Raw genomic sequence first — 24,913 nt, forward strand, 5'->3', positions numbered from 1 at the left:
ATTATATCACAAAGAAAAAACAGGCTCCCTTACACCCACGAGTAATAAAGAGTTCTTACAAAACTAAAAATGTTCAACGAAAAAAGGTAGCAAAGCGCTACCTTTATTCAATATACCTATATCTCCAAATAATTGATTTTTCAAAAGAAATATCATAATTAGGAAAGATTGCAACTTCTAAAATTATATATCTTTACTGCTCCATTTGCTTCGCTAAGAAGCTCGCTGCTGTATTTACTGACTTATGCTCTACTTCACTTATAATAGCCTCTTTAGAGAAGATAATAACAGCTCCAATTGGATCCCCATTCGCAACAATCGGGCCAATTGTATAGGAGCTAACTTTTTCTGTTACTCCATCAATAATTGAAATTTCGCTTTCGTCCGTCATAATTACAGACTTACGCTCTTCCATTGTCTTCTCAATTAAATCGCCAACACTTTTATTTAAGTATTCTTTTTTAGATATGCCTGCTACTGCGATAATAGAATCACGATCACATACAAGCACATTATGTCCTAAGCTATCGTATAAAGCTTCCGTATATTCTTTTGCAAAATCCCCTAATTCACTAATCGGAGAATATTTCTTCAAAATTACTTCTCCATCGCGATCAACAAATATTTCTAGTGGGTCTCCTTCTCGAATACGTAAAGTTCTACGAATTTCCTTCGGGATTACTACCCTGCCTAAATCATCAATTCGACGTACGATTCCAGTTGCTTTCATTCTAATGCTGCCTCACTTTCTACTGATGATCAAAGTGGTGAATTTACCTGTTCATGTAAAAATCACCAACTGTTAGACATAGTATTTTACACATTAGTTCTTCTATGCACGTCGAATTGTATTTTTTTATCTAATATTAGGCATTTATTACTTCTTTTTTTACATCTGGTAAGCCTTTTAATAAATTTTCAGCAATTGTTAACCACTTCGATGTCTCTAATCCATTCGTTTTCATAACGATTTTCAATTGTGATCCTTCCATTCCAAGACCGATCATACGCCCAAAACTATTTCCAAGCATGAATAATTTTCCACCATCAATATTTTGGCTTGCTTGTTCTGAGAACAGAATTGTTACTTCAAATTTATTTTGCTTAATTAATTCGATTTGTTCTTTCATTGCCAATACTTTAATATTTGCAATTTGTAATAAATAACCAACTTCTTGTGGGTAATCACCAAATCTATCGATCATCTCTTCCTGCAATTCTTCAATATCCTCAATTGTAGAAACACCTCTAAATTGTTTATACATCATAATCTTTTGTTTACTATCTGAAATATAAGCATCTGGTAAATACGCATCTACTTCTAAATCAATTTCAACATTAACTGTATTTTCAACTCCATCGGTTCCTCTGCGCTGTTCAATTGCATCTTTTAACATTTGAGAATATAGATCAAATCCGACAGAATCAATAAACCCGTGTTGTTCTGCCCCTAACAAGTTACCCGCACCACGAATTGATAAATCTCTCATCGCAATTTTGAAACCAGATCCAAGCTCTGTGAACTCTTTAATTGCTTGTAGACGTCTCTCTGCAACTTCTGATAGCACTTTATCACGTTTGTATGCAAAGTATGCATATGCAACGCGATTAGAACGCCCAACACGCCCACGAAGCTGATACAACTGCGATAGTCCCATACGATCTGCATCAAATACAATTAACGTATTAACGTTCGGGATATCTACACCTGTTTCAATAATTGTTGTACTTACAAGAACATCATGCTGTCCCTCTAAAAACGATAGCATAACAGACTCTAATTCACTTTCGTTCATTTTCCCATGTGCGTATGTTACACGAGCGTCTGGAACTAGCATCGAAATTTCATCTGCTTTTCTTTCGATATCCTCTACCCGGTTATATAAGAAGTAAATTTGCCCACCTCTTGCAAGCTCTCGCTCTATCGCTTCTCTCATTAACGCTGGATTATATTCCACCACATACGTTTGGACTGGGAAACGATTTTCTGGTGGCGTTTCAATGACAGATAAGTCCCGCACACCAAGCATAGACATGTGAAGTGTACGTGGAATTGGCGTTGCCGTTAGGGTTAACACATCAACATTTGCTTTTAATTGTTTAATTTTTTCTTTATGCGTCACACCAAATCTTTGTTCTTCATCAATAATAAGAAGTCCTAAATCTTTATAAGTAACATCTTTAGATAAAATACGATGCGTTCCGATTACAATATCTACTGTGCCATCTTTTAACCCCTTAAGCGTTTCGTTTTGTTGTTTCCGCGTGCGGAATCTACTTAGTAACCCTATATTAATCGGGTAATCTTGAAAACGCTCTCGAATTGTTTCATAGTGTTGTTGTGCCAGAATTGTTGTCGGTACTAAAATCGCAACTTGTTTTTCATCCATGATTGCTTTAAATGCTGCACGAATAGCTACTTCGGTCTTTCCATATCCTACATCACCACAAAGGAGCCTATCCATCGGACGTCCGCGTTCCATATCTTTCTTAATTTCTTCAATAGAACGTAATTGGTCATCTGTCTCTTGATACGGGAAGGAAGATTCAAATTCTTGTTGTTCTGCCGTATCTGGTGTATATGCATAGCCTTTTGAAGCTTCGCGCTCAGCATATAATTTAATTAGGTCATCTGCAATGTCTTGTACAGATTTTTCAACCTTCGTTTTGACCTTCTTCCAATCGTTCCCGCCTAATTTATAAACTTTCGGATCCTTACCTTCAGAACCCACATATTTTTGCACTTGATCGATTTGTTCAATTGGAACATATAGCTTATCGTTACCTTGATATTTAATATTTAAATAATCTTTATGAACACCATTAATCTCTAATGTCTCAATACCTAAAAATTTACCTATACCATGATTTACATGAACTACATAATCTCCAACTTTTAATTCCGAATAACTTTTAATACGCTCAGCATTAGATAACTTTTGCTTACGTTGTGATTTTTTAACTTTCTTATGAAAAAGCTCCTTTTCAGTAATGACAACGAGCTTTTGCATCGGCATTTCAAATCCTGCATGTAAATCACCTACAGCAATCTGTAATCTTCCAGGCAATAAAATATCTGTGCCCTCTACAATATCCGCTTCAATATCATAATCACTTAAAATATGTTGTAGTTTTTTTACACGTTCATCATCTGTTCCAAGCACAACAGTCGTAAAGTGCCCTTCATTCCATCTATCAATTTCAGTTTTTAATAACTGCATCTGCCCATGGAAATCTTGCATTGTTTTACATGTCACATTCACAATGTTTTGCGGATGCGCATGTGCTATATGGCGTAAGAATAACGTTAAATATACAAAACTTCTTTTTTTATGATGAAGAAATCCCTCAAATGAGTGGGAGAAAGATAAATCCTGAATTATTGTTCCTTCACCAAGAAGTGATATATACCATTCCGCTTCTTCCGTTTCAAGATGTGATGCTGTTTCTTGAATACGAGAGATTTCATCTAAAATTACAACACCATCTTCTGGTAAATAATCTATCAGACTAGCAGGTTCTTTATAGAAAATAGATAAATATTTAAACATCTGTTCTATACTTTGGCCATTTTTCAACATTTCAATTTCATGACTTACTGTCTCAAGCACTGCAGTCTTTAATTTGTCATCGGAAAGTTTTTGCATCGTCTTAGTCAAACCTTCTTCAAGATGCTTAATTCCCGATTTCAATTCTTCCTGTGAAAATAAAAACTCTGTTGCCGGACCAAACTTAACACTTTCCTTTTTATCTTGAGAACGCTGTTCATCCACATCAAATAATCGAATAGAATCGACTTCTGTATCGAAGAATTCAATACGGAATGGTAATTCTTCAGTTAATGGGTAAATATCTAATATGCCCCCGCGCAAACTGAACTCCCCCGGAGCTTCTACCATCGACTTACGTTCGTAGCCAATATGATGTAATGTATGCAAGAGCGCCTCTAAATCAATCTCTTGCCCTAGATTAATTTCAATTTGCTTTTGCTTCCATAATTCTTTTATCGGTAAAAATCTACGTAATCCTGCGACTGGCGCTACAATAACCCCATTCTCTCCTGCCGCTAAACGATTTAGCACCTCAATGCGTTGCGCTTTTAATTCTGGACTTGCAACACCGATTTCTGATGCAATTAATTCGTTTACTGGGTACAGCCATACATCTTTTTCACCAAGTAATGCCACTAAATCTTCATGTACCTTTTGTGCTTGATATAGATTGTGTGTGACAATAAGTTGCGATTTCTTTGTTTTTTTATATAAAGCTGCCATTAATAATGAACGAGAAGATGTTGCCATACCTGATATAAGTTGTTCTTTTAAACCATCTTCTAACCCATTAATAACCGATTGTATTTCTTCATTTTTATAAAATTGCTCTAATAAACCTATCATTATCAAAACTCCTCTCAACATAAAGAGCAAGTCACCATATTTTATGCAAATATTTTGGAAAAAGAAAACAGAAAAATGCTTTGGACATGCCAAAGCGACAACATTTTATTGTAGAAATTTTTCATATTCATAATACTCAGGATAAGATGCGAGCGTTTCTTGGCACGATTCACAAATCGTTTTTATATATATATTTCCATTCTCATGAAAATGAATCATCTCTACTACCTCTTGCTCTGTTAGTTGAAATAAAACGTCGCTATATACTTTTTCTGCGGTAACGGAGCCTACATTACTCCCGCAATGCCTACAATAATAATACCCTTCCATACTAGCCTCCTAAATATCCAGTTACTACTAGTATGGGTAAAAATAAAATAAAATATTCCCAATCATAACCTTAACTGTTGAAAGTATTCATGATTTGGACAAAAGGCTTATTTAACCACTCTTCACATGCATCCGCTGCTTTTTCAATGGAATGATTGACATCAGGAATCTCTTCGGATGTAAAACGTCCTAATACGTAATCTACTACCTTCATCCCATTTTTCGGGCGATCAATTCCCATACGGATACGTTGAAACTCTTGCGTTCCTAAATGCGAAATTGTTGATTTCACGCCATTATGTCCACCGGCACTCCCTTTCATACGAAGGCGTAATTTACCTACCGGGATATCTAAATCATCATACATAACAACGAAATCATCAACATCAATTTTATAGTAATCCATAAGTGGACGAATACTTTCCCCAGATAAATTCATATATGTAAGTGGCTTTAATAAGATTACTTTTTCTCCATTAACAAATCCTGCACCAAATACGCCTTTAAACTTCTGTTCATTCAAAGAAATGTTCCAACGCTTTGCAAGTTCATCAATTGCCATAAATCCAATATTATGCCTTGTTAATTCATATTCTCTACCTGGGTTCCCAAGTCCTACTATCAATTTCATTCTTGTACCACTACTTTCTTTTTTCGATACGAAAAGACGTAACCAAGCTTGGTTACGTCTCATTCTATCCAATTAATTGAATAATACACTTACAGATTCTTCTTCGTATACACGAATGATTGCTTCTCCAATTAATGGAGCAACTGAAAGTTCATGTACTTTGTCGATTTTCTTTTCTTCTGGTAATACGATAGAGTTCGTTACAACTAACTCTTTAATATTCGAATTTTGAATACGTTCAATTGCTGGGCCAGATAATACTGGGTGTGTACAGCAAGCATATACTTCAGAAGCACCGTTCTCAACAAGAGCGTTTGCTGCTAATGTAATTGTACCAGCTGTGTCAATGATGTCATCAATTAAAATTGCTGTTTTGCCTTCGATGTTACCGATAATGTTCATTACCTCTGATACATTCGGACGAGGACGACGTTTATCAATAATAGCGATTGGCGCTTTTAGGCGATCTGCCATTTTTCTAGCACGAGTTACACCACCATGGTCAGGTGATACGATTACGATGTCTTTAAGACCTTTTGTTTCAAAGTAATCTGAAAGAATCGGTACACCCATTAAGTGGTCGATTGGGATATCAAAGAATCCTTGAATTTGTGGAGCATGTAAATCTAGAGTGATTACACGAGTTGCACCTGCTGTTTCAAGCAAGTTTGCTACAAGTTTCGATGTAATTGGTTCACGAGAACGCGCTTTACGGTCTTGACGCGCATAACCATAGTAAGGAATAACAATATTAATTGTTTTTGCAGATGCACGCTTTAATGCATCGATCATAATAAGTAATTCCATGATATGTTCGTTTACTGGGAAGCTTGTAGATTGAATAATGAATACATCGCAACCACGGATACTTTCTTCAATGTTAATTTGAACTTCTCCATCACTAAAACGATCAACAGAACATTTTCCTAGTCCTACTCCAATATGCTTTGCGATTTGCTCAGCAAGTTCCTTATTAGAGTTTAAAGAGAATACTTTCAAATTAGAATTTAGATATTGAGTCGACATCTAGATTAACCCTCCACATTATGATTTTTTCTTATTCAGCAATTGATCAACATAGTCTTCTTTGTTAACTTGACGTGCACGTGCTACTGATAATGCTTTTGATGGGACATTCTCTGTAATTGTAGAGCCTGCTGCCACATAAGCACCATCTTCAACTGTTACAGGAGCAACAAGATTTGAATTACATCCAATAAATACCCCGTTACCAATCACAGTTTTAAATTTATTCTTGCCGTCATAGTTCACCGTAATTGAACCACAACCAAGATTCACGTCTTCTCCAACTTGTGCATCCCCGATATAACTTAAGTGTGAAGCTTTACTTCTATTACCAAAAACAGTTTTTTTGATTTCCACGAAGTTTCCAACGCGTACTTCGTCTCCAATAACTGAATCTGGGCGAATATGTGCAAATGGACCAACCGATACTTCTGTACCAAGCTTACTATCATGTACAGTAGATTGACGAATTGTCGTACGATCTCCAATTTCACTATCGCGAATTACTGTATGCGGTCCAATTTCACAATCAGAACCAATTACAGTGTTCCCCTCAATAATTGTTCCTGGATGAAGAACTGTATCACTACCGATAATTGCATCAGCAGAAATATATGTGTTACTTGGATCAATAATTGTAACACCATTTACCATGTTCTTTCGGTTGATACGATTTTTCATAATAATTTCCGCTTGCGATAGAGCGACTCTGTCGTTAACACCTAACGTTTCATCGAAGTGCTCTGTTTGATAAGCTGATACGATATGACCTTCATTTTTTAAAATCTCAATAACATCTGGAAGGTAATATTCACCTTGTACGTTATCATTTGAAACTTTAGAAAGTGAAGCGAATAAAGCTTTATTATCAAAACAATACGTACCTGTATTGATTTCTTTAATAGCTAATTCTTTTTCATTTGCATCCTTATGCTCAACGATCTTTTCAACATGACCATTTTCGTTACGAACGATACGGCCATATCCAGCAGGCTCTTCTATGTATGCTGTTAGCACAGTTGCCATTGCTCCTGCTTCTTTGTGTTGCTGAAGTAATGCTTCCATCGTTTCAGCAGTTATTAAAGGTGTATCACCACAAATAACTAAAGTTGTTCCTTCTTCATTTGCAAGTACGCTAGCAGCTTGATCTACAGCATGCGCTGTACCAAGTTGTTCTGCTTGTAATGCAAACTCACTTACGTTTCCTAGCTGTTCTTGTACCATTTCAGCACCATGTCCAACGACCGTTACAAGTTTCTGCAATCCTAATTGAGTTACTTGATCGACTACGTGTTGTACCATAGGTTTTCCACATACAGGATGCAGCACTTTGTATAGCTTAGACTTCATACGTGTGCCTTTACCTGCAGCTAGAATCACTGCAAATCTGTTTGACATATAGACCCTCCATCGCAACCTATTTATCCATTAACGATATTATCCTAAATCATCATATATTTCAAGAAACACATTTTAACTATTAAATTTTACCATAATTCTTATAAGATGTTTTACTCTTTAGTATCTTTTTTAAGAAATAAGCTATACTATTTAAAATGATTTTGAAAAAATTAGTAGTTTCTTCTCTTCATTTTAATAAACGATGAATGTTTTAAATATAAATTATATAAAGTCAAAAAAAAAAACAAACTCCTGTAAATGCTTACAGGAGTTTGCTACAAAATTATAAGACTTTCTTTCAAAAGCCCTTTTCATTCGAATTTTACGAAGCACCTGCTTCTTCAAACTCAACCTCTTCTAACTCGCCTAAACGATGATACTCCGTTAAAACCGCATCTTGAATTTTAGAGCGTGTATTAGAATTAATCGGATGTGCAATGTCACGGAATTCTCCATCTGGAGTACGTTTACTTGGCATTGCTACAAATAATCCATTATTACCATCAATTACACGAATATCATGAACAACAAATTCATGGTCTAGAGTAATAGAGGCAATTGCTCTCATGCGGCCTTCTGTGTTTACGCGGCGTAATCTTACGTCAGTCACTTCCATCTTGTGTTCACCACCCTTTTCTAAATAAGCGATATATTTGTATAAATTCCACAAATTTTCTATTTTCCCTTTAATTTTTTAAAAATTTTTAAGATAAAAATTTTTATTGCAATTGAATATAAGGATTAGTAGAGGTTATCGCTTACAAAAGGTTACTTAACTAGGGCGATTACTTCGATTTCAACTGAAACATCTTTCGGTAATTTTGCTACCTGTACACAAGAACGTGCTGGTTTATGAGTAGAGAAATAAGAACCGTATACTTCATTAACAGCATTAAAATCATCCATATCTTTTAAGAATACTGTTGTTTTTACTACCGTATCAAATGAAGCACCTGCTTCTTCTAATACTGCTTGTAAATTTTCAAATACTTGTTCTGTTTGTACTGTTACATCTCCCGTTACAAGCTCTCCACTTGCTGTTAATGGAATTTGTCCTGAACTGTAAAACATATTATTTACAATAATCCCTTGTGAATAAGGTCCAATTGCTTGTGGTGCCTTGCTTGTTTGAACAACTTTCATAATTTTTCACCCTTTTATTATTTATTTTTACTCTTTAAAAATAGTGCACGAAAAGCAGTTTGTCCATCTATTTTATAATTTATAAATAGAATAAAAAAAGATAAAGCCATTTGCTTTACCTTTTTTATTCAACCTCTACAAGTCCTTCATCAAATGGTGTAAGTGAATAATTCCCCTTCTCCACTTGAATCGATTTTTCTTTCACATCAACTTCTGAAAGACGAATTAATGATACAAAGTTATTAATAAGTCGTTCTTCGATATCTGTGGATTCTACTAATACACCGATACCAACAACATTAGCCTTAAACTCTTCTAGCATACTCATCATACCTTGAATTGTTCCGCCAGCTTTCATGAAATCATCAATAATTAAAACGTTTGATCCCTCTGGAAGACTACGCTTTGCCAACGTCATTGTTTGTATTCGTTTAGAAGAACCTGATACATAGTTAATACTAACAGTTGGACCTTCTGTTACCTTATTATCTTTCCTCGCAATTACTACCGGTACATCTAAGTAGTTTGCCACTGCATAAGCAAGTGGAATCCCTTTTGTTGCTACCGTCATAACTGCATCGATTGGTTGCCTAGCAAAGACAGAAGCAAACAAACGACCTGCACCATTAATATGACGAGGATTACTTAAAAGATCTGTCATGTATAAGTAACCGCCAGGCAAAATACGATCTGGATTTTCAAATAAGCTACAAAGCTCATCAATAATTAGATCTGCCTCTTCTTCACTTATATATGGTATATATTTCACTCCTCCTGCTGCTCCTGGTACCGTTTGCAATGTGCCGACCCCTTGTTGTTCAAACGTTTGCTTAATAATAACTAAATCTTCACTAATAGAGGATTTAGCCGATTGATACCTTTCAGCAAAAAAAGTGAGAGAAACTAGCTGACGAGGGTTTTGTAACAAGTAATATGTCATATCGACTAATCTTGTACTTCGTCTAATTTTCATACGCCCACCTCAAATCACGAATATTCTAAACAAATCATAACGTATTATACGTCTTTATTCAAGCGTTTCTCGCTCTCCTAATAAACGTACCGCATATACTTGTTCACAAAATCCTTTTAATCCGTTATAAATGCGATGCATTCGCGAATCATGGTGTACAAGTCCGAATACAGTTGGACCACTTCCACTCATTAATACAGCATCTGCTCCAAATCGTTTCATCTGTGCTTTAATACGAGCAACTTCGGGATGCATCTTAAATGTTACATCTTCTAAGACGTTACCAACAGTATCACAAATCCCTTTGTAATCCCCAGCATTGATGACATCAACCATCTTATCTACATTTGGATGTGTAACTCGATTTAGTTTTAAATTTCCATACACGTCAGCAGTAGATACACCAATATGTGGCTTCGCTAAAATAACCCAACAAGAAGGTGGCGTTTTTATATGCTCAATTCGCTCTCCTCTTCCAGTGGCAATTGCTGTCCCTCCATATACACAGAACGATACATCTGATCCAATTTCTGAGCCAAGCTCTGCTAATTCGTCAATTGTAAGCCCTAAATTCCATAATTTATTAAGACCACGTAATGTCGCTGCTGCATCACTACTTCCACCTGCTAATCCAGCTGCTACTGGAATCGTTTTTTCAATAGTAATAGATACACCTTTTTTCACATTAAACTTCTCTTTTAATAATTTCGCTGCTTGATAAGCTAAATTTCGTTGGTCGTCTGGGACATACCGATTATGGGATAAAATTTCAATACGGTCTTCTGCTAATTCCATTAGTTCTAAACGATCCGCTAAATCAATTGTTGTCATAATCATTTTCACTTCATGATATCCGTCTTGTCTTTTTCCCAGTACATCTAACGACAGATTAATCTTTGCTGGTGCTTTCACTAGTAGCTTCAATCTATTCACCCACTCTATGTACTCAATCTTTTATCGTTTATTTTACCATAAATTTATAGTAAGACGATGACACTTCCCTAATTATAACGAAAAGCATTCAGAATGAAACTACTTATGTAAAATGATGGCACCTTTCAGAGTACAAAAAGCCGAGGAATCTCTCCTCGGCTACCGTAGCATAGAAAGTAATCTTACAACTACTGGTTTTGTTTCATTAATTGCTGTTCTGCAATTTCTATAGCGCGTTTCACCATATTACCAGCATCTTTCGCACGAATTCCGCCCCATCCTTCTTTCTGAACAACATCATAAAAGCCCAGCTCTTTTGCTAGCTCTTCTTTAAACTGGTTTGACATGACACCTCTTCGTCTACTCAATGCAGAGTCCCCCCTTATTTTGCTACGGTATAATTAGTATGCAAAATAATATAACTTTTCATTTGTGGGAATATATGTAACGACACATGAGTTATAAAATAATTTCATTATGGGGTTCACCATAAAATGTCAACTCTACCGTCTCTGTTAAAACATCTGCATAACTATAAGATACACGTTGCAATGCATCTTCTTGTTGGTCTAACTGTACAACAAACACAGAACGATAAGTTTCTGCAAGTACACCTGATTGCTCCACTGTTTTTCTTCTTCCGCTATTCGCCTTTAACATAAGTCGCTGTCCAAGATGGTGATCTAATTCGCTTTTAATTTCATCTAAACGTTTTGACATATACCTTGCTACACCTCGCTGTAATTTAGATTGAACACTTAAAACACGATATATCTATCCCAATTATTAACCGCAATTCACAGACTATATCATTATAAAAGCATCATGCGTTCGAATAGATAGAAGAAATACTATATTGTAAAAGTATCATTGTATAGTCTTTACGCTCTTACCATTTTTTATCCAAATTCATTTCATTCTCTTACGCATAAAAAAGCAAGATACGTATGTACCTTGCTTATTCTTCATAATGTTGGAAGGGTAATCCTGTTCGTAAAATCCCTCTCGTTTCAATTCCACCCAGTCCTTTTTCACCAGTAATCGTATTACGTACAACATCCCATACATTTACTCTCTCCATAAATGAAGTGAAGCTAATTTTACCAACCACATACACAGGGTCTAGTGCATGAATGTTAATCCTAGACGGAGAACTAGCAAAGTTAGCACCCGCTCGAATTAACGCCTCGAAATGCGATTGACACGCCCCAGCAAAAATAACGAGTTGATCCAATGATGGATATTTTTTTCGTACTTCTCGGACAGCCTGTACAAAATGCCTTGAATGCCTATATGCTGCTAAATCTCCCTTTACCCCTTTGGATTTTGTATAGGCATCGTGTCCTGTAATAACTAAAATGTCTGGGCGGAAATGATCTATTAAGTCTACTACCTTTTCGTGCATCTCTGTTTCCTTACAATGAACACCTTGTACAGGAACACCAATTTTATTATATAGGTCTAAACACTTGCGCAAATACAAAGGGTCCCCATCTATATGCAATACGCGTCCTGGCATTTGAAAGTAATTCACTTCACTTGTGTATCCACCAGTTGAAGTGTGTTCATGCCTTTGTTTCATCAATACATAATCTTGTTGAAATAAACGGTACGTGCGCTCCATTGTTTCTTTTTCACGCTTCACTCTTTTTTTATGTTCTCGTTGATCTATACTAATTAAATCTTCAAGCGGCGCATCTGCCACAAGTCTAATTTCCTCCCCAAACAATATAGCTATCTCGCCTTTTATTTCTATAATACGAAAAAGGATATCCCTATTATGAGAATATCGTTCCACTAATTCTCCAACATGTAAAGCCATTCTCCTACCTCCAAACTCGTTAGGCCATCTTACCTGTTTTTAAAGTATGAATTTAGGAAAGGAAAGGTGACAAAAGGGACAGCTCAAATTGAACTGTCCCTTTCATATCCTTATGATAACTTATGAAGAACTAATGCGTTACTTAATGTTGCAAACTCTTCGATAGATAGCGTTTCGCCTCTTCGCTTTGGATCAATTCCTACTTCTGTTAAAATTCGATCCAACAGCTCTTTATCTTTCGGGAAACCATTTAAATTATTCGATAAATTATTCATTAAAGTTTTACGGCGCTGTGCGAAACTTGCTCTTACTACTTCAAAGAAGAAAGTCTCATTTGTCACTTCTACAACTGGTTTCGGACGCTTTAGAAGACGGATAATCGCAGAATCAACATTTGGTTGTGGTACAAACACTGTACGCGGTACAGTCATAACTGTTTCTACCTCTGTATAATACTGAATAGCAATTGATAAAGAACCATATTCTTTCGTTCCAGGTTTAGCAGCTAAACGATCTCCAACTTCTTTTTGCATCATAACAACAAATCCACGAACCGGTAATTTTTCTTCAAGCAATTTAAATAAAATTGGCGTTGTAATATAGTATGGTAAATTAGCTACTACCATTACATCTTGTCCTTCTTCAAATTGCTCACTAAACACTTCGTGTACATCTGCCTTTAGTACATCTTTATTTATAACTGTAACGTTACTATATGGAGCTAACGTCTCGTCTAAAATTGGTAATAATCTTTGATCAATTTCAAAAGCCACCACTTTTTTAGCACGCTTCGCTAACTGCTCTGTTAACGCACCGATACCTGGTCCAATCTCAATTGCACCACTTTCTGAACCGATTTCTGCGTGATCAACAATACGATTTAATACATTTGTATCAATTAAGAAATTTTGTCCTAAACTTTTTTTGAATGAGAATCCATACTTTTCAACAATGTCTTTCGTACGATTCGGCGTTGCGATATCTTTCATTTCTTTTCCTCCTGTATTACTTGTTTATAAGCTTCTGCAAACGTCTCTTTTGAAACTTGAAACATCTGTAAACGTTTATGTAACTGTTTTGCATTTGTATAACCAATCTTTAATAGCTTACCCATTCTTTCTCTGCGACTCTTTGCCATTTCTCCGCCCACTAAGCCTGCATCGACTAGATCACTCCAACTAATTTCACTTGTGTAAGCTTCCATTTCTTCATGTATATTCTCTAAAGCACGGCGAATCGATTCATTAGAAGCGTGTTCAATTCCAACACCTTTTTTTCTTTTAGCAAGCGCTTCTTCCTTCGGTAAGAAAGCATGCTTACATCCAGGTACCTTGTCAGAAATAATTTTTCGAATACGCTCTCCTGGATAATCCGGATCTGTAAAAATAATAACGCCTCGTTTTTGCTGCGCTAATTTAACTTGCTCAATAACATGATCACCGATTGCTGAACCGTTCGTTTCAATTGTATCCGCATCAACAGCACGCTTAATTGCAACTGTATCATCTTTACCTTCTACAACGATAATCTCTTTAATTTTCATGCTTGCCTCCACACTCATTTCGTCTCTACTTAGTAAAACAAAAAAATGACGACTTTTCCATTATTATTTTCCCCATTCTTACATTTTAAAAAATAGACTGGTACAAACTTTGTTCTCTCTCCTTATTGTAACACTTCCTAATTTCCCCTTATCTTCTCTTTCGCTTCTACTATTTCTTTTCTCAAAAAATAAAAAAGAATGGGTTCTCCCATTCCTTTTTTATTCAACACCAAATAAAGCCTTTGCATTTTTTGTTGTAACTTCTGCTACTTCCTCATAAGAAATCCCCTTTAAATTCGCAATTTCTTCTGCTACAAGCTTTACATAACTCGGTTCATTTCGCTTCCCTCGAAATGGATGTGGTGTTAAATATGGACAATCCGTCTCTATTAACAATTTCTCTAAAGGAATCTCTACTGCAACTTCTTTCGGTTTCTTAGCATTTTTAAATGTAACCGGTCCACCTACTGAAATTAAAAAGTTCATATCAACACATCGCTGTGCTACTTCGACACTACCACTAAAGCAATGCATAATACCCCCTACTTCAGCCGCATTCTCTTCCTCTAGAATATCAACAATATCTTGAGTTGCATCACGGTTATGTATAATGATTGGTAATTTCACTTTTTTAGCTAATGCAATTTGTTTACGGAATACTTCCTTCTGTATTTCTTTAGGGGACTTATCCCAGTGATAATCTAGTCCCATTTCTCCAATTGCAACGACTTTAGGATGTGAAGCTAATTCTTCTAACCAAGCTAAATGTTCTTCTTTCATGTCGATAGCATCTACAGGATGCCATCCAACTGCAGCGTAAATAAAATCATAAGCCTCAGCTAATTCAATCGCTTTTTTTATCGTTACTTCATCAAATCCAACAACAACTGTATATGTAACTCCTGCTTCTTTCATTCGTGCAATAACTTCTTGTAAATCTTCTTCAAACTGCTCTGCATTTAAATGTGAATGTGTATCAAACAACATAATAAATAACTCCTTTTATATTGAAATCAATTCTATCATAGAGAAAAACGATTTTCTTTCTAACTCAACGATAACAATACTACAATTTTAATGCAAAAAAAGGAAATTTAAAAAGAAAAAAGACGCTTCACACATGTTACACGTGAAACATCTCTTTTCTTGCCTTAATTACTTGATTTTTGTACCATTCGGAAGATTTTGGTCGATTGTTGCTAATGACAATACTCCATTCTCTTCACCCGCTAAAATCATACCTTGTGATAATTCACCGCGTAATTTTACAGGTTTTAAGTTTGTTACACAAATAACTTTTTTACCTTGTAAGTCTTCCGGAGAATAGAATTTTGCAATACCTGAAACAACCTGGCGCTTTTCTGTACCTAAATCAAGCTGGATTTTTAACAGCTTATCTGCTTTTTTTACAGGTTCAGCCGATATTACTTCAGCTACTCGTAATTCTACTTTAAAGAAATCATCAATTGTAATTTCTTCTGCCTGCGGTTCTTCTTCTTTTTTCTCTTCTACTTTAGGCGCAGAGCTCTTCATTTGTTCTTTAATATACTCTACTTCTACTTCCATTTCCAAACGAGGGAAAATTGGGTTTCCTTTTTCTACTTTTGTTCCACCTGGAATACATCCAATTGTAGATAGGCTTTCCCAAGATTTATGTGCTTCTTCAGTAAGACCAAGTTGAGCAAACATCTTGCTTGGTGCTACTGTTAAGAATGGCATAAGCATAATACCTGTTTGACGAAGTACTTCTGCTAAATGAGCCATTACAGAAGCTAACTTTTCACGATCATTTTCATCCTTCGCTAATACCCACGGTTGTGTTTCATCAATATATTTATTCGTACGGCTAACCAATTGCCAAATTGAGCTTAGCGCTACAGAGAATTCCATATTTTCCATTGCGTCTTCTACTTTTTGCAATGTATTTTTTGCAAACGTTACTAACGTTTCATCGAATTCCGTTACATTTGCTTTAAATGCAGGTATTTCTCCGTTAAAGTACTTATCAATCATAGCTACTGTACGATTTAATAAGTTACCTAAGTCATTTGCTAAATCGAAGTTGATACGTTCAACAAATCCTTCTGGTGTGAATACGCCATCAGATCCGAACGGAACTTCTCGAAGTAAGTAATAACGTAATGCATCTAATCCGTAACGATCAATTAATGTAACTGGATCTACTACGTTTCCTTTTGACTTACTCATTTTTCCATCCTTCATTAAAATCCAGCCATGAGCAAAGACCTTTTTCGGAAGAGGTAAATCTAATGCCATTAAAATGATTGGCCAATAAATTGTATGGAAACGAACAATTTCTTTTCCGACTAAATGCACATCTGCCGGCCAGAATTTCTTATACATCTCTTCATTTTCTGTTCCATAACCTAATGCTGTAATGTAGTTAGATAATGCATCAACCCATACGTAAATAACATGTTTTGGGTTGCCTGGAACACGAACTCCCCAATCAAATGAAGTACGAGAAACTGCTAAATCTTCTAATCCTGGTTTAATGAAGTTATTAATCATTTCATTTTTACGAGACTCTGGCTGGATAAAATGTGGATTATCTTCATAGAACTTTAATAGTCTGTCGACATATTTACCCATTCTAAAGAAATATGATTCTTCACGAACAAGTTCTACATCATGACCACTATCTGGACTTTTTCCTCCAACTACTTTGTCACCTTCCATAATTGGATCTACTAATTGATGCGCTGTATAGAATGTTTCATCTTGTACAGAATACCAACCTTCATATTCATCAAGATAAATATCACCTTGGTCTACTAGTTGCTTGAAGATCTTTTCGACAACATCTTTATGACGATCTTCAGTTGTGCGAATAAAATCATCATAAGAGATATCCATCTTCTCCCAAAGCTCTTTAATTCCTGCAACAATATTATCCACGTATGCTTGTGGTGTCACATTTAACTCTTCTGCTTTCTTTTGGATCTTCTGCCCATGCTCATCAGTTCCTGTTAGATAATGAACATTGTAGCCTTGCATACGCTTATATCGTGCCATTGCATCTCCTGCTACTGTCGTATAAGCATGTCCAATGTGTAACTTTCCACTTGGATAATAAATTGGGGTAGTAATATAAAAGGACTTATTTTCCTTTGTCATTGTTTTGGACCTCCCGAATAACCTCATATGTATTTATAAATAGTATATCAAAAACTCATATATAAAGTGAAACTTTAATCCGTAGGGGTGTTTATCCCCCACAAATTATTAACTCTCACTAATCAATCTTTTACGAGCAGCCCGACTCCAACTTAACTTCTTTGCTCCAACCGCATTTTAAAGCGGGAATCTTATTGCTCGTTAACGCGGGATAAACACCAGTTAATGCTACATATCTTTATCATCTATTACTCATATTCAAACAAAATATACAACCCTACTTTTAAATAAATATATTTTTCAGAAAATAATTGCAAAAATTACTCCCATTCTATTATATATAAGAAGTAAGAAATCTATAAATCTTTTTAAAAAATATAGAATTTAAGAATTGACGGAAATGTAAATGATTGGTATCATATGTCCATAGGGTATTTTGTCGAAAAATGACGAATCAAAAAAATAGACTCGAAACTTATAAACTATTTATTTAGGAGGAAAAGAATTATGAAATCTACTGGTATTGTTCGTAAAGTTGATGAATTAGGTCGTGTTGTAATTCCAATCGAATTACGCCGTACTTTAGGTATTGCAGAAAAGGATGCACTTGAAATTTATGTTGATGACGAAAAAATCATCTTAAAAAAATATAAACCAAACATGACTTGCCAAGTAACTGGTGAAGTATCTGATGGTAACCTATCTTTAGCTGAAGGTAAAATTATCTTAAGCAAAGAAGGCGCTGAGCAAATCTTAAACGAACTTCAAGATTATATCGAAACAGCAAAATAAGCTTCTCAATTATGAGAAGCTTATTTTTTATCGACATGATAGATTTGATACACATCGCGTTTCGACAAATCTCGATCTTTAGCGACTGTTTTTATCGCCTCTTTTGAATTCATGCCTTTTTCATTTATATAATGTTCAATATGATCATATACCGAAATAGATTCCCACCATTGTTCTTCTGGAGCAGGTTCTTCCGTTGAACCAGCTACTAAAATACAAAACTCACCACGAACTTCATTTTGCTTCGTCCATTCAATTGTTTCTTCGATTGTTCCTCGAATAAATTCCTCAAACTTTTTCGTTAACTCTCGACATAATACAATTTCCCTATTGCCTAATATTTCTTGCATCGAGATTAAAGTGTCATCTAGACGATGAGGTGCTTCATAAAACATCATTGTAGTTTGCACATAGCGAAGTTTTTCTAATTCCATTTTTCGTTCCTTTTTATTTCTTTGTAAAAATCCATAGAAATAAAACTGCTTTGTTTCAAGACCCGATGCAATTAACGCTGTAAGGGCTGCATTTGCCCCAGGAAGCGGAACCACATGATATTGCTCAGCTACGGCCTCGACAACAATATCGTAGCCTGGATCGGAAATACACGGCATACCAGCATCACTAACAAGTGCTATATTCTTCCCTTCCTCTAGCTTCTCTAATATTTTCTTTCCACTTACTTCTTTATTATGCTCATGGTAACTCATGACAGGTGTTTCAATTTCGAAATAATTACAAAGTTTTTTGGTTTGTCTTGTATCTTCCGCTGCAATAACATCTACCTCTTTTAAAATCCGAATTGCACGAAATGTCATATCTTCTAAATTTCCAATTGGAGTAGGTACTAGATATAACATCCCCTTTTCATTTTGTTGAAAGCTTTTTTGCTGCCACATAGCGTTCTCCTTTTTGCATATATTCTTCTTTTTGTTTTCTCGTTAACTGCTTAAAATGATATTCAGCCTGCATAGCTGTTCGTTTATCCTCATGATTCTCTACATACCTTAAAACAACTGGAAGTCTAGCACGTGTATATCTAGCACCTTTTCCACTATTATGAGTCTGAATCCGTTTTTCTATATGATTTGTATATCCAGCATAATAACTTCCATCCGAACATTCCACCACATAAAAACAATGCTTATTCTTCTCCATATAAAATTGAACGAATCTCCTTTGTATATTCGTTATTTTCTTCGTATACAAAAAGAGGTGGTAGGATTTTCAAATCTGCGTTCCCATCCTTAATTCCTTCAATTAACAATGTATTTGCTTCTTTACCTGCCTTAGGATAAACAAATCGCACACGCTTTGGTTCAATTTTGTATTTACGCATTAATGTAACAATGTCGAGTAAACGACCTGGGCGATGTACAAACGCTACTTTCCCGCCTTGTTTTACTAGCTGACTACTTGCAGATACAACATCTTCTAACGTACACATAATTTCATGACGAGCTATTGCTAAATGTTCATTCATATTTTTCTCAGACGTTTGAGGTGTTTGAAAATAAGGAGGGTTACATGTAACAACATCATATTGATGGCGCCCAAGTTTCTCTGGCATATCTTTCAAATCTCCATGTATGAGTTGAATTCTTTCTTCTAACTTATTGTATTGAACACTTCTTATTCCCATATCATATAAACGTTCTTGAATTTCCACACCTGTAATATTCCCTTTTGTTCTCGTGCTTAATAGAAGGGGCACAACCGCATTACCTGTGCACAAATCAAGTAAATTTCCTTTTTGAATTGGCACCCAAGCAAAATCTGCAAGTAAAACGGCATCTAAAGAGAAATTAAACACCGATGGACTTTGTATAATCTTCATATCTTGCGCTAATAAATAATCTAAACGTTCATCTTCGTATAAATTCATATATTACTCCTTTTCTTACACTTAACCTACCCTATTTCATCTTCTACTAATATACAAATACATTTTGTTCTATTCTCATGTATAAAAAATTACCTTTCCAATTATAATTGGAAAGGTAATTTCACTTTTTATTTAAAAATGACAGACAGAATAAACAATCTCCCTCTTTACGTACACTTCCATAATGTAGATTGCAAATATGGAAACCTTCTTGATATAGTCTTGCTAAATTGTCATAGCCTTCACCAATATCCGTCTTCGGCTTCACTTCTTTACGTTTTTGAGCTTTTTGTTTTTCTTTATTCTGCACTTCTTCAAAACGGTGTCGCAAATTTTCATTTTCCATTTTTATATGTTGATTTTCTTCCAACAACTCTGCAAGATGTTGTTTTAATTCACCCAACTGTTTATATAAATGTCCAATTTGCTCTTCCATACTAGAAACCGATGCAAAAATATCTTTTTTCTCCACAAGCACCCACCTCATTAATCTGTGGTTTGACTCGAAACGACCCCTTTATTCACTAACTCATCTAACGTATATTCTACTATCCGTTCCTTGTCTACTAGCTCCACTTGAATTAATCTTTCTAAAATATTTAATCCGATAACACGGCCAGTACCATGTGGTGTTTGTATACGTTGATCTAAATCAGGAAGTTGTTCCTTTGCTGCCTCATATTCATCATTCTCATATTTTAAGCAACACATTAAGCGACCACATAAACCAGAAATTTTTGCAGGATTTAATGATAAATTTTGATCCTTTGCCATTTTAATGGATACAGGTTCAAAATCTCCTAAAAAAGTAGAACAACAAAGCATACGACCACATGGACCAATACCACCAAGCATCTTCGCTTCATCACGAACACCAATTTGTCTTAGTTCAATTCTCGTCCTAAAAATTGCCGCTAAGTCTTTCACTAGTTCGCGGAAATCAATCCGACCATCTGCAGTAAAGTAGAAAATAATCTTATTACGATCGAACGTATACTCTACATCTACAAGTTTCATATCTAGATTATGCTCTACTACCTTTTGTTGACAAACTTGATATGCCTCTTTCGCAGCATGTTTGTTCTCGTCAACAATGGTACGATCATTTTCATTTGCGATACGAATAACCTTTTTTAACGGTAACACAACATCGTTTTCATCAACTTGCTTTTTGGTAATAACTACTTTTCCGTATTCAATACCTCTTACCGTTTCTACAATTACAAACTCATTCTCAGAGATATCGAACTGATTCGGATCAAAGTAATATACCTTGCCGGCCTTCTTAAAGCGAACACCTACTACATCATACAAAACGGTCATCCCTCCTGCAACCGCAACACTAACTGTTCGAACACAAGCTGCGCATTTACATTAGCGTTGATTCTATTTTTTGCCTCTAATATATTAAAGAGAGCTGATACAATGCGCTTCTGAGCATAGGAAAAAGATTCAAACATCTCTTTCTGCTCATGAAAAACAAGACGATCTTCTTCTCCAAGTTGAACATATAATAAATCCTTATAAATAAGGAGCAACATATCTAAACCTTGCTGTAACTGTTCTTTCTCTCCAAAGTGTTTTCCCCATTTTTCTTGTACAAAAAAAATAGAGGCTTTATCTTTTTCGAGCGCTTCACATAATTTTATCACTAAAGTTCGTGCTTGTGCAAACCATTCATCATTACATAAAGCTAAAGCTTCATCAAAACTATTCGTAAGCTGTGCAGCTAGAGTTGATAAAGAGGATGTAATGCCTTCATCCTGTAATCTTCTACTTAAAGACTCCGTAGGTAACGGTCTAAATGTAACAACTTGACAGCGAGATAAAATCGTATTTAAAATTTGATGACTTTGTTCAGTAAGTAAAATAGCTGTTGTATCACTACTCGGTTCCTCTAGAAATTTCAATAGTGTATTTGCCGCATTTGCTGTCATACGATCTGCATGCTCGATAATATAAACTTTTTTATTTGCCTCTAATCCTGTTTTTGAAAATTCTTCCTGTAAATCATGAATTTGTTGCTTTTTAATAGATAATCCATCTGGTTTTACAATATGTAGGTTAGGGTGGTTACCTGAGTCAATTCGTTTACAATTTGTACATACATGACATGGTTCTACCTCATTCCTTTGAGAGCAGAGGAAACTCTTTGCCATTTGAATCGCTGTTGCAAACTTCCCTGTTCCTTTCCCTCCTTCTAACAAATAAGCGTGGGATATACGCTCTTTTGCAATGCTATTCATCAACATTTTTACACCGATGGGCTGTATAGCAGAAAGCTGCTCCCACGTCTTCGTCATAATGCATACCTCACTTATTTCATTCTTTCCTTCTATTATAACAATTTATCTTCTATAATCTGAACAACTTCTTCTATAAGTTTTTCCATTGGTTGATCAGCATTTACTAATACAATACGATCAGAAAAACGTTCTACAACTTGTAAATACCCTTCACGTACACGGTTATGGAAAGAGATATCTTCCATATCTAATCGATTCACTTCGCGCCCCGCATCTTTTTCAATGCGAGCTAAACCAATCTCTGGTTCAATGTCTAAGTAAATTGTTACACTAGGCATACAGTCTTCTGTTGCGAAGCGATTTATTTCAAATACTTTATCCATTCCTAAGCCTCTTGCATATCCTTGATACGCTAAAGAGCTATCTATAAAACGATCACATAATACAAGATAGTTCTCATTAAGCGCTGGCATAACTTTTTCTACTAAATGTTGTCTACGTGCTGCAGCATAAAGAAGCGCCTCTGTACGTGCTTCCATCATCGTATATTCTTGTTTATGTAGAATTGTTCTAATATCTTCAGAAATTGCTATACCACCTGGTTCTCTCGTCGCCATTACCTTTTGTTCTTTTTGCTCAAAGTATGGTAATAATTTTTTAATTAACGTTGTTTTACCCGAACCTTCTGGCCCCTCAATTGTTACAAATAATCCCTTCATCCTAAAACCTACTTTCTATATCATACACTTTCATATCTTTCGTGCTACCTTGAAAACGAGCTCCTGTTTTCTCTAAATACATAATTTGTTCTTTATGTTCTGAAGTAATTCTCTCTCCATACATAATCAATGGAATTCCAGGCGGATATGGAATTATCATTTCCGCCGTTATCATCCCTACCGCTTCTTCTATAGGTACTACTTTTGTTTTGTATCCTTCTAATTGTTTATATGTATACGGTAAAGGAGAGGATTCTCTTTTATAAGTATAACGAATAGATTCGTTCTTGTCTTTCACCTCATAATGTTCCAACGCAACTCGAATTATCTCTATAGCCCTCATGTACTCCTCTTTTGCTTGTAGAGGTAAAATAAGTAGGACATTATATGGATCTGCCATTTCTGTATATATTCCGGCCCTTTCAAATACAGACTGTAATTCATATCCTGATAACTGACAACGAGTTTGTACAGTAATCTTTAAATCATCTTGCAACGGATATTGTAAAACAGCTATTTGCGAAATGGAACACAATCCTTTTTTAAATCTCCGTAAAAACTCGACAATTTCATCATGACCTTTTTCCTTTATACTTGCTAGTGTAAAGCGCGCTATATCAAGTGAAGCCATAATTGGATATGACGGACTACTAGATTGTAGCATACTCAAATAAGCAGAAACTCTTTCTTCATTCACTAAATGACTATTTATATGTAAATAAGATCCCATTGTCATCGCAGGTAATGTTTTATGTGCAGAATGAACCACAATATCTGCACCATATGCTAATGCTGACTTTGGAAATGGTTCCCCTAAGCAAAAGTGTGCTCCATGAGCTTCGTCTACTAAAACAGGGATTTTATGTGCATGTGCATAAGCAATACTTGCTTCTAAATCTATCCCCATACCATAATAATTAGGATGCGTTAAAATGAGGGCTTTAGCATTAGGATATCTTTTAATTGCCCCTTTAATAACTTCATCACCAATTCCTACTGGTACGTTATATGCCTCATCAATCCATGGGTCTAGAAAAATTGGATTCGCACCCGCTAGTTTTAATCCATTAATGATCGATTTATGACAATTTCTTTGTACAAGGACAATATCACGCTCACCGCAGCAAGATAAAATCATTGCTAGATTTCCGACCGTTGAACCATTAATTAAAAAATAACTTTTTTCCGCACCATATACATCAGCTAATAATTTTTGTGCTTCATCTATACATTCAAACGGACTATGTAAATCGTCTAACCCTGTTAGTTCGGTTACATCAATGGATAGTATATCTTTAAACTCCCCAATGGCTTCCTGAGGGAAGTTTACACCATTCTTATGACCTGGAACATGAAAGGACAGTGGTTCTCTTTCTTTAAACTCTATTAACGCCTCATATAAAGGCATACGCTTTTGATTCATATCTATCTCTTCCTTATTATTCATTCTGTATCTATTATACAGATATTAAGGCAAAAAAAATAATAGGCAGATGCCTATTTATAAATATAATACTTCTAACTTCCGAAGCTGTTTTAAATAATATATATATTTTGGATCATCTGTCTCAGTACTCACCATATCTTTTTCACATTCATGACATATCAAATTATTATAAACATATATACCTTCTTCTCTTTTTGTCTCACAAACAATGCAAATTTCACTTTGTAATTTCATAACCTTCCCTCCCTGTATTTAAATAAACATATTTGATACCTCTATTCCTTAACAATTTACAGAAAAATATACATCCATCTCTTATATAATATGATTTACTCTTGGGCAACGTGTTTGTATTACCATTACTTCTTTTATGCACTGTTTAACAATACAAAAAAACACAAGTCAAAAGACTTGTGTTTTAGTTGCTTGGCGACGTCCTACTCTCACAGGGACAAGGTCCCAACTACCATCGGCGCTAGAGAGCTTAACT

General features: G+C 35.4%; 27 protein-coding genes. 1 reads left to right on the forward strand and 26 read right to left on the reverse strand.

Features of this window, described 5'->3' with window-relative positions; all coding sequences use genetic code 11:
• Window positions 1-193: 193 nt before the first annotated feature.
• The 17 genes from spoVT to metG form a co-directional block, all read right to left on the reverse strand.
• The gene (gene spoVT / locus JDS92_RS17535; RefSeq protein WP_000648310.1) at window positions 194-730 is read right to left on the reverse strand and encodes a stage V sporulation protein T; all 537 of its coding nucleotides are present in this window, start codon (window positions 728-730) and stop codon (window positions 194-196) included.
• Window positions 731-866: 136 nt separating this feature from the next.
• Window positions 867-4,397, reverse strand: a complete 3,531-nt coding sequence (gene mfd, locus JDS92_RS17540) for a transcription-repair coupling factor (protein WP_199632207.1) — start codon at window positions 4,395-4,397, stop codon at window positions 867-869.
• Between the two features lie 105 nt (window positions 4,398-4,502).
• Window positions 4,503-4,727: an anti-sigma-F factor Fin family protein gene (locus JDS92_RS17545; RefSeq protein ID WP_000399441.1), complete on the reverse strand. Its 225-nt coding sequence runs from the start codon at window positions 4,725-4,727 to the stop codon at window positions 4,503-4,505.
• Window positions 4,728-4,797: 70 nt separating this feature from the next.
• Complete coding sequence (pth, locus tag JDS92_RS17550; protein ID WP_307838331.1) at window positions 4,798-5,358, reverse strand: aminoacyl-tRNA hydrolase; 561 nt, start codon at window positions 5,356-5,358, stop codon at window positions 4,798-4,800.
• Window positions 5,359-5,430: 72 nt separating this feature from the next.
• The gene (locus tag JDS92_RS17555) at window positions 5,431-6,384 is read right to left on the reverse strand and encodes a ribose-phosphate diphosphokinase (RefSeq protein WP_000107420.1); all 954 of its coding nucleotides are present in this window, start codon (window positions 6,382-6,384) and stop codon (window positions 5,431-5,433) included.
• Between the two features lie 18 nt (window positions 6,385-6,402).
• Window positions 6,403-7,782: a bifunctional UDP-N-acetylglucosamine diphosphorylase/glucosamine-1-phosphate N-acetyltransferase GlmU gene (gene glmU / locus JDS92_RS17560; protein ID WP_000071045.1), complete on the reverse strand. Its 1,380-nt coding sequence runs from the start codon at window positions 7,780-7,782 to the stop codon at window positions 6,403-6,405.
• 325 nt (window positions 7,783-8,107) lie between these two features.
• On the reverse strand, window positions 8,108-8,401 hold the full coding sequence (gene spoVG, locus JDS92_RS17565; protein ID WP_000454042.1) for a septation regulator SpoVG: 294 nt from the start codon (window positions 8,399-8,401) through the stop codon (window positions 8,108-8,110).
• A gap of 152 nt (window positions 8,402-8,553) precedes the next feature.
• Window positions 8,554-8,928, reverse strand: a complete 375-nt coding sequence (locus JDS92_RS17570) for a RidA family protein (RefSeq protein ID WP_000869822.1) — start codon at window positions 8,926-8,928, stop codon at window positions 8,554-8,556.
• A 124-nt stretch (window positions 8,929-9,052) separates the two neighbouring features.
• Window positions 9,053-9,901 carry a pur operon repressor gene (gene purR, locus JDS92_RS17575; protein WP_000702479.1) on the reverse strand — a complete coding sequence of 283 codons (849 nt, stop codon included), beginning with the start codon at window positions 9,899-9,901 and terminating at the stop codon, window positions 9,053-9,055.
• 54 nt (window positions 9,902-9,955) lie between these two features.
• A complete protein-coding gene (gene ispE / locus JDS92_RS17580) occupies window positions 9,956-10,825 on the reverse strand; it encodes a 4-(cytidine 5'-diphospho)-2-C-methyl-D-erythritol kinase (RefSeq protein WP_000772089.1) in 870 nt (289 codons plus the stop codon).
• 197 nt (window positions 10,826-11,022) lie between these two features.
• A complete protein-coding gene (gene sspF, locus JDS92_RS17585; RefSeq protein ID WP_001985066.1) occupies window positions 11,023-11,202 on the reverse strand; it encodes an acid-soluble spore protein SspF in 180 nt (59 codons plus the stop codon).
• A 91-nt stretch (window positions 11,203-11,293) separates the two neighbouring features.
• Window positions 11,294-11,554, reverse strand: coding sequence for a biofilm formation stimulator Veg (gene veg / locus JDS92_RS17590; protein WP_000044348.1), 261 nt, complete (start codon window positions 11,552-11,554; stop codon window positions 11,294-11,296).
• A gap of 238 nt (window positions 11,555-11,792) precedes the next feature.
• Entirely contained in the window at window positions 11,793-12,656 is an 864-nt protein-coding gene (yabG, locus tag JDS92_RS17595) for a sporulation peptidase YabG (RefSeq protein WP_001173740.1), read from the reverse strand.
• Between the two features lie 110 nt (window positions 12,657-12,766).
• Complete coding sequence (gene rsmA / locus JDS92_RS17600; protein ID WP_000651557.1) at window positions 12,767-13,645, reverse strand: 16S rRNA (adenine(1518)-N(6)/adenine(1519)-N(6))-dimethyltransferase RsmA; 879 nt, start codon at window positions 13,643-13,645, stop codon at window positions 12,767-12,769.
• On the reverse strand, window positions 13,642-14,199 hold the full coding sequence (gene rnmV / locus JDS92_RS17605) for a ribonuclease M5 (RefSeq protein ID WP_000692838.1): 558 nt from the start codon (window positions 14,197-14,199) through the stop codon (window positions 13,642-13,644). The genes rsmA and rnmV overlap by 4 nt, the downstream gene beginning before the upstream one ends.
• Before the next feature lie 219 nt (window positions 14,200-14,418).
• A complete protein-coding gene (locus JDS92_RS17610; protein WP_199632209.1) occupies window positions 14,419-15,186 on the reverse strand; it encodes a TatD family hydrolase in 768 nt (255 codons plus the stop codon).
• Window positions 15,187-15,354: 168 nt separating this feature from the next.
• The gene (gene metG / locus JDS92_RS17615; protein WP_237672286.1) at window positions 15,355-17,337 is read right to left on the reverse strand and encodes a methionine--tRNA ligase; all 1,983 of its coding nucleotides are present in this window, start codon (window positions 17,335-17,337) and stop codon (window positions 15,355-15,357) included.
• 507 nt (window positions 17,338-17,844) lie between these two features.
• On the opposite strand from metG, the gene JDS92_RS17620 reads away from it, so the two are divergent.
• Window positions 17,845-18,129 carry an AbrB/MazE/SpoVT family DNA-binding domain-containing protein gene (locus tag JDS92_RS17620; RefSeq protein WP_000843036.1) on the forward strand — a complete coding sequence of 95 codons (285 nt, stop codon included), beginning with the start codon at window positions 17,845-17,847 and terminating at the stop codon, window positions 18,127-18,129.
• A 20-nt stretch (window positions 18,130-18,149) separates the two neighbouring features.
• Here the strand turns inward: JDS92_RS17620 and rsmI are convergent, their stop codons facing one another.
• The 9 genes from rsmI to JDS92_RS17665 form a co-directional block, all read right to left on the reverse strand.
• Window positions 18,150-19,025: a 16S rRNA (cytidine(1402)-2'-O)-methyltransferase gene (gene rsmI / locus JDS92_RS17625; RefSeq protein WP_000267798.1), complete on the reverse strand. Its 876-nt coding sequence runs from the start codon at window positions 19,023-19,025 to the stop codon at window positions 18,150-18,152.
• Window positions 18,994-19,284 carry a GIY-YIG nuclease family protein gene (locus JDS92_RS17630; RefSeq protein ID WP_000414346.1) on the reverse strand — a complete coding sequence of 97 codons (291 nt, stop codon included), beginning with the start codon at window positions 19,282-19,284 and terminating at the stop codon, window positions 18,994-18,996. Before JDS92_RS17630 ends, rsmI begins: the two co-directional genes overlap by 32 nt.
• Window positions 19,271-20,011, reverse strand: a complete 741-nt coding sequence (locus tag JDS92_RS17635) for a tRNA1(Val) (adenine(37)-N6)-methyltransferase (protein WP_001055365.1) — start codon at window positions 20,009-20,011, stop codon at window positions 19,271-19,273. Before JDS92_RS17635 ends, JDS92_RS17630 begins: the two co-directional genes overlap by 14 nt.
• Before the next feature lie 121 nt (window positions 20,012-20,132).
• Window positions 20,133-20,483 carry a DNA replication initiation control protein YabA gene (yabA, locus tag JDS92_RS17640; protein WP_000412058.1) on the reverse strand — a complete coding sequence of 117 codons (351 nt, stop codon included), beginning with the start codon at window positions 20,481-20,483 and terminating at the stop codon, window positions 20,133-20,135.
• A gap of 14 nt (window positions 20,484-20,497) precedes the next feature.
• A complete protein-coding gene (locus JDS92_RS17645) occupies window positions 20,498-21,325 on the reverse strand; it encodes a PSP1 domain-containing protein (RefSeq protein ID WP_000272428.1) in 828 nt (275 codons plus the stop codon).
• A gap of 5 nt (window positions 21,326-21,330) precedes the next feature.
• A complete protein-coding gene (gene holB / locus JDS92_RS17650) occupies window positions 21,331-22,314 on the reverse strand; it encodes a DNA polymerase III subunit delta' (RefSeq protein WP_000169567.1) in 984 nt (327 codons plus the stop codon).
• A gap of 35 nt (window positions 22,315-22,349) precedes the next feature.
• On the reverse strand, window positions 22,350-22,976 hold the full coding sequence (gene tmk, locus JDS92_RS17655) for a dTMP kinase (RefSeq protein ID WP_199632210.1): 627 nt from the start codon (window positions 22,974-22,976) through the stop codon (window positions 22,350-22,352).
• Between the two features lies 1 nt (window position 22,977).
• Window positions 22,978-24,399: an aminotransferase class I/II-fold pyridoxal phosphate-dependent enzyme gene (locus tag JDS92_RS17660; RefSeq protein WP_199632211.1), complete on the reverse strand. Its 1,422-nt coding sequence runs from the start codon at window positions 24,397-24,399 to the stop codon at window positions 22,978-22,980.
• 78 nt (window positions 24,400-24,477) lie between these two features.
• Entirely contained in the window at window positions 24,478-24,657 is a 180-nt protein-coding gene (locus tag JDS92_RS17665; protein ID WP_199632212.1) for a sigma factor G inhibitor Gin, read from the reverse strand.
• Window positions 24,658-24,913 lie beyond the last annotated feature (256 nt).

Source organism: Bacillus cereus group sp. N12 (assembly GCF_016483575.1).
In the GTDB taxonomy this organism is placed as follows: Bacteria; Bacillota; Bacilli; order Bacillales; family Bacillaceae_G; genus Bacillus_A; species Bacillus_A toyonensis.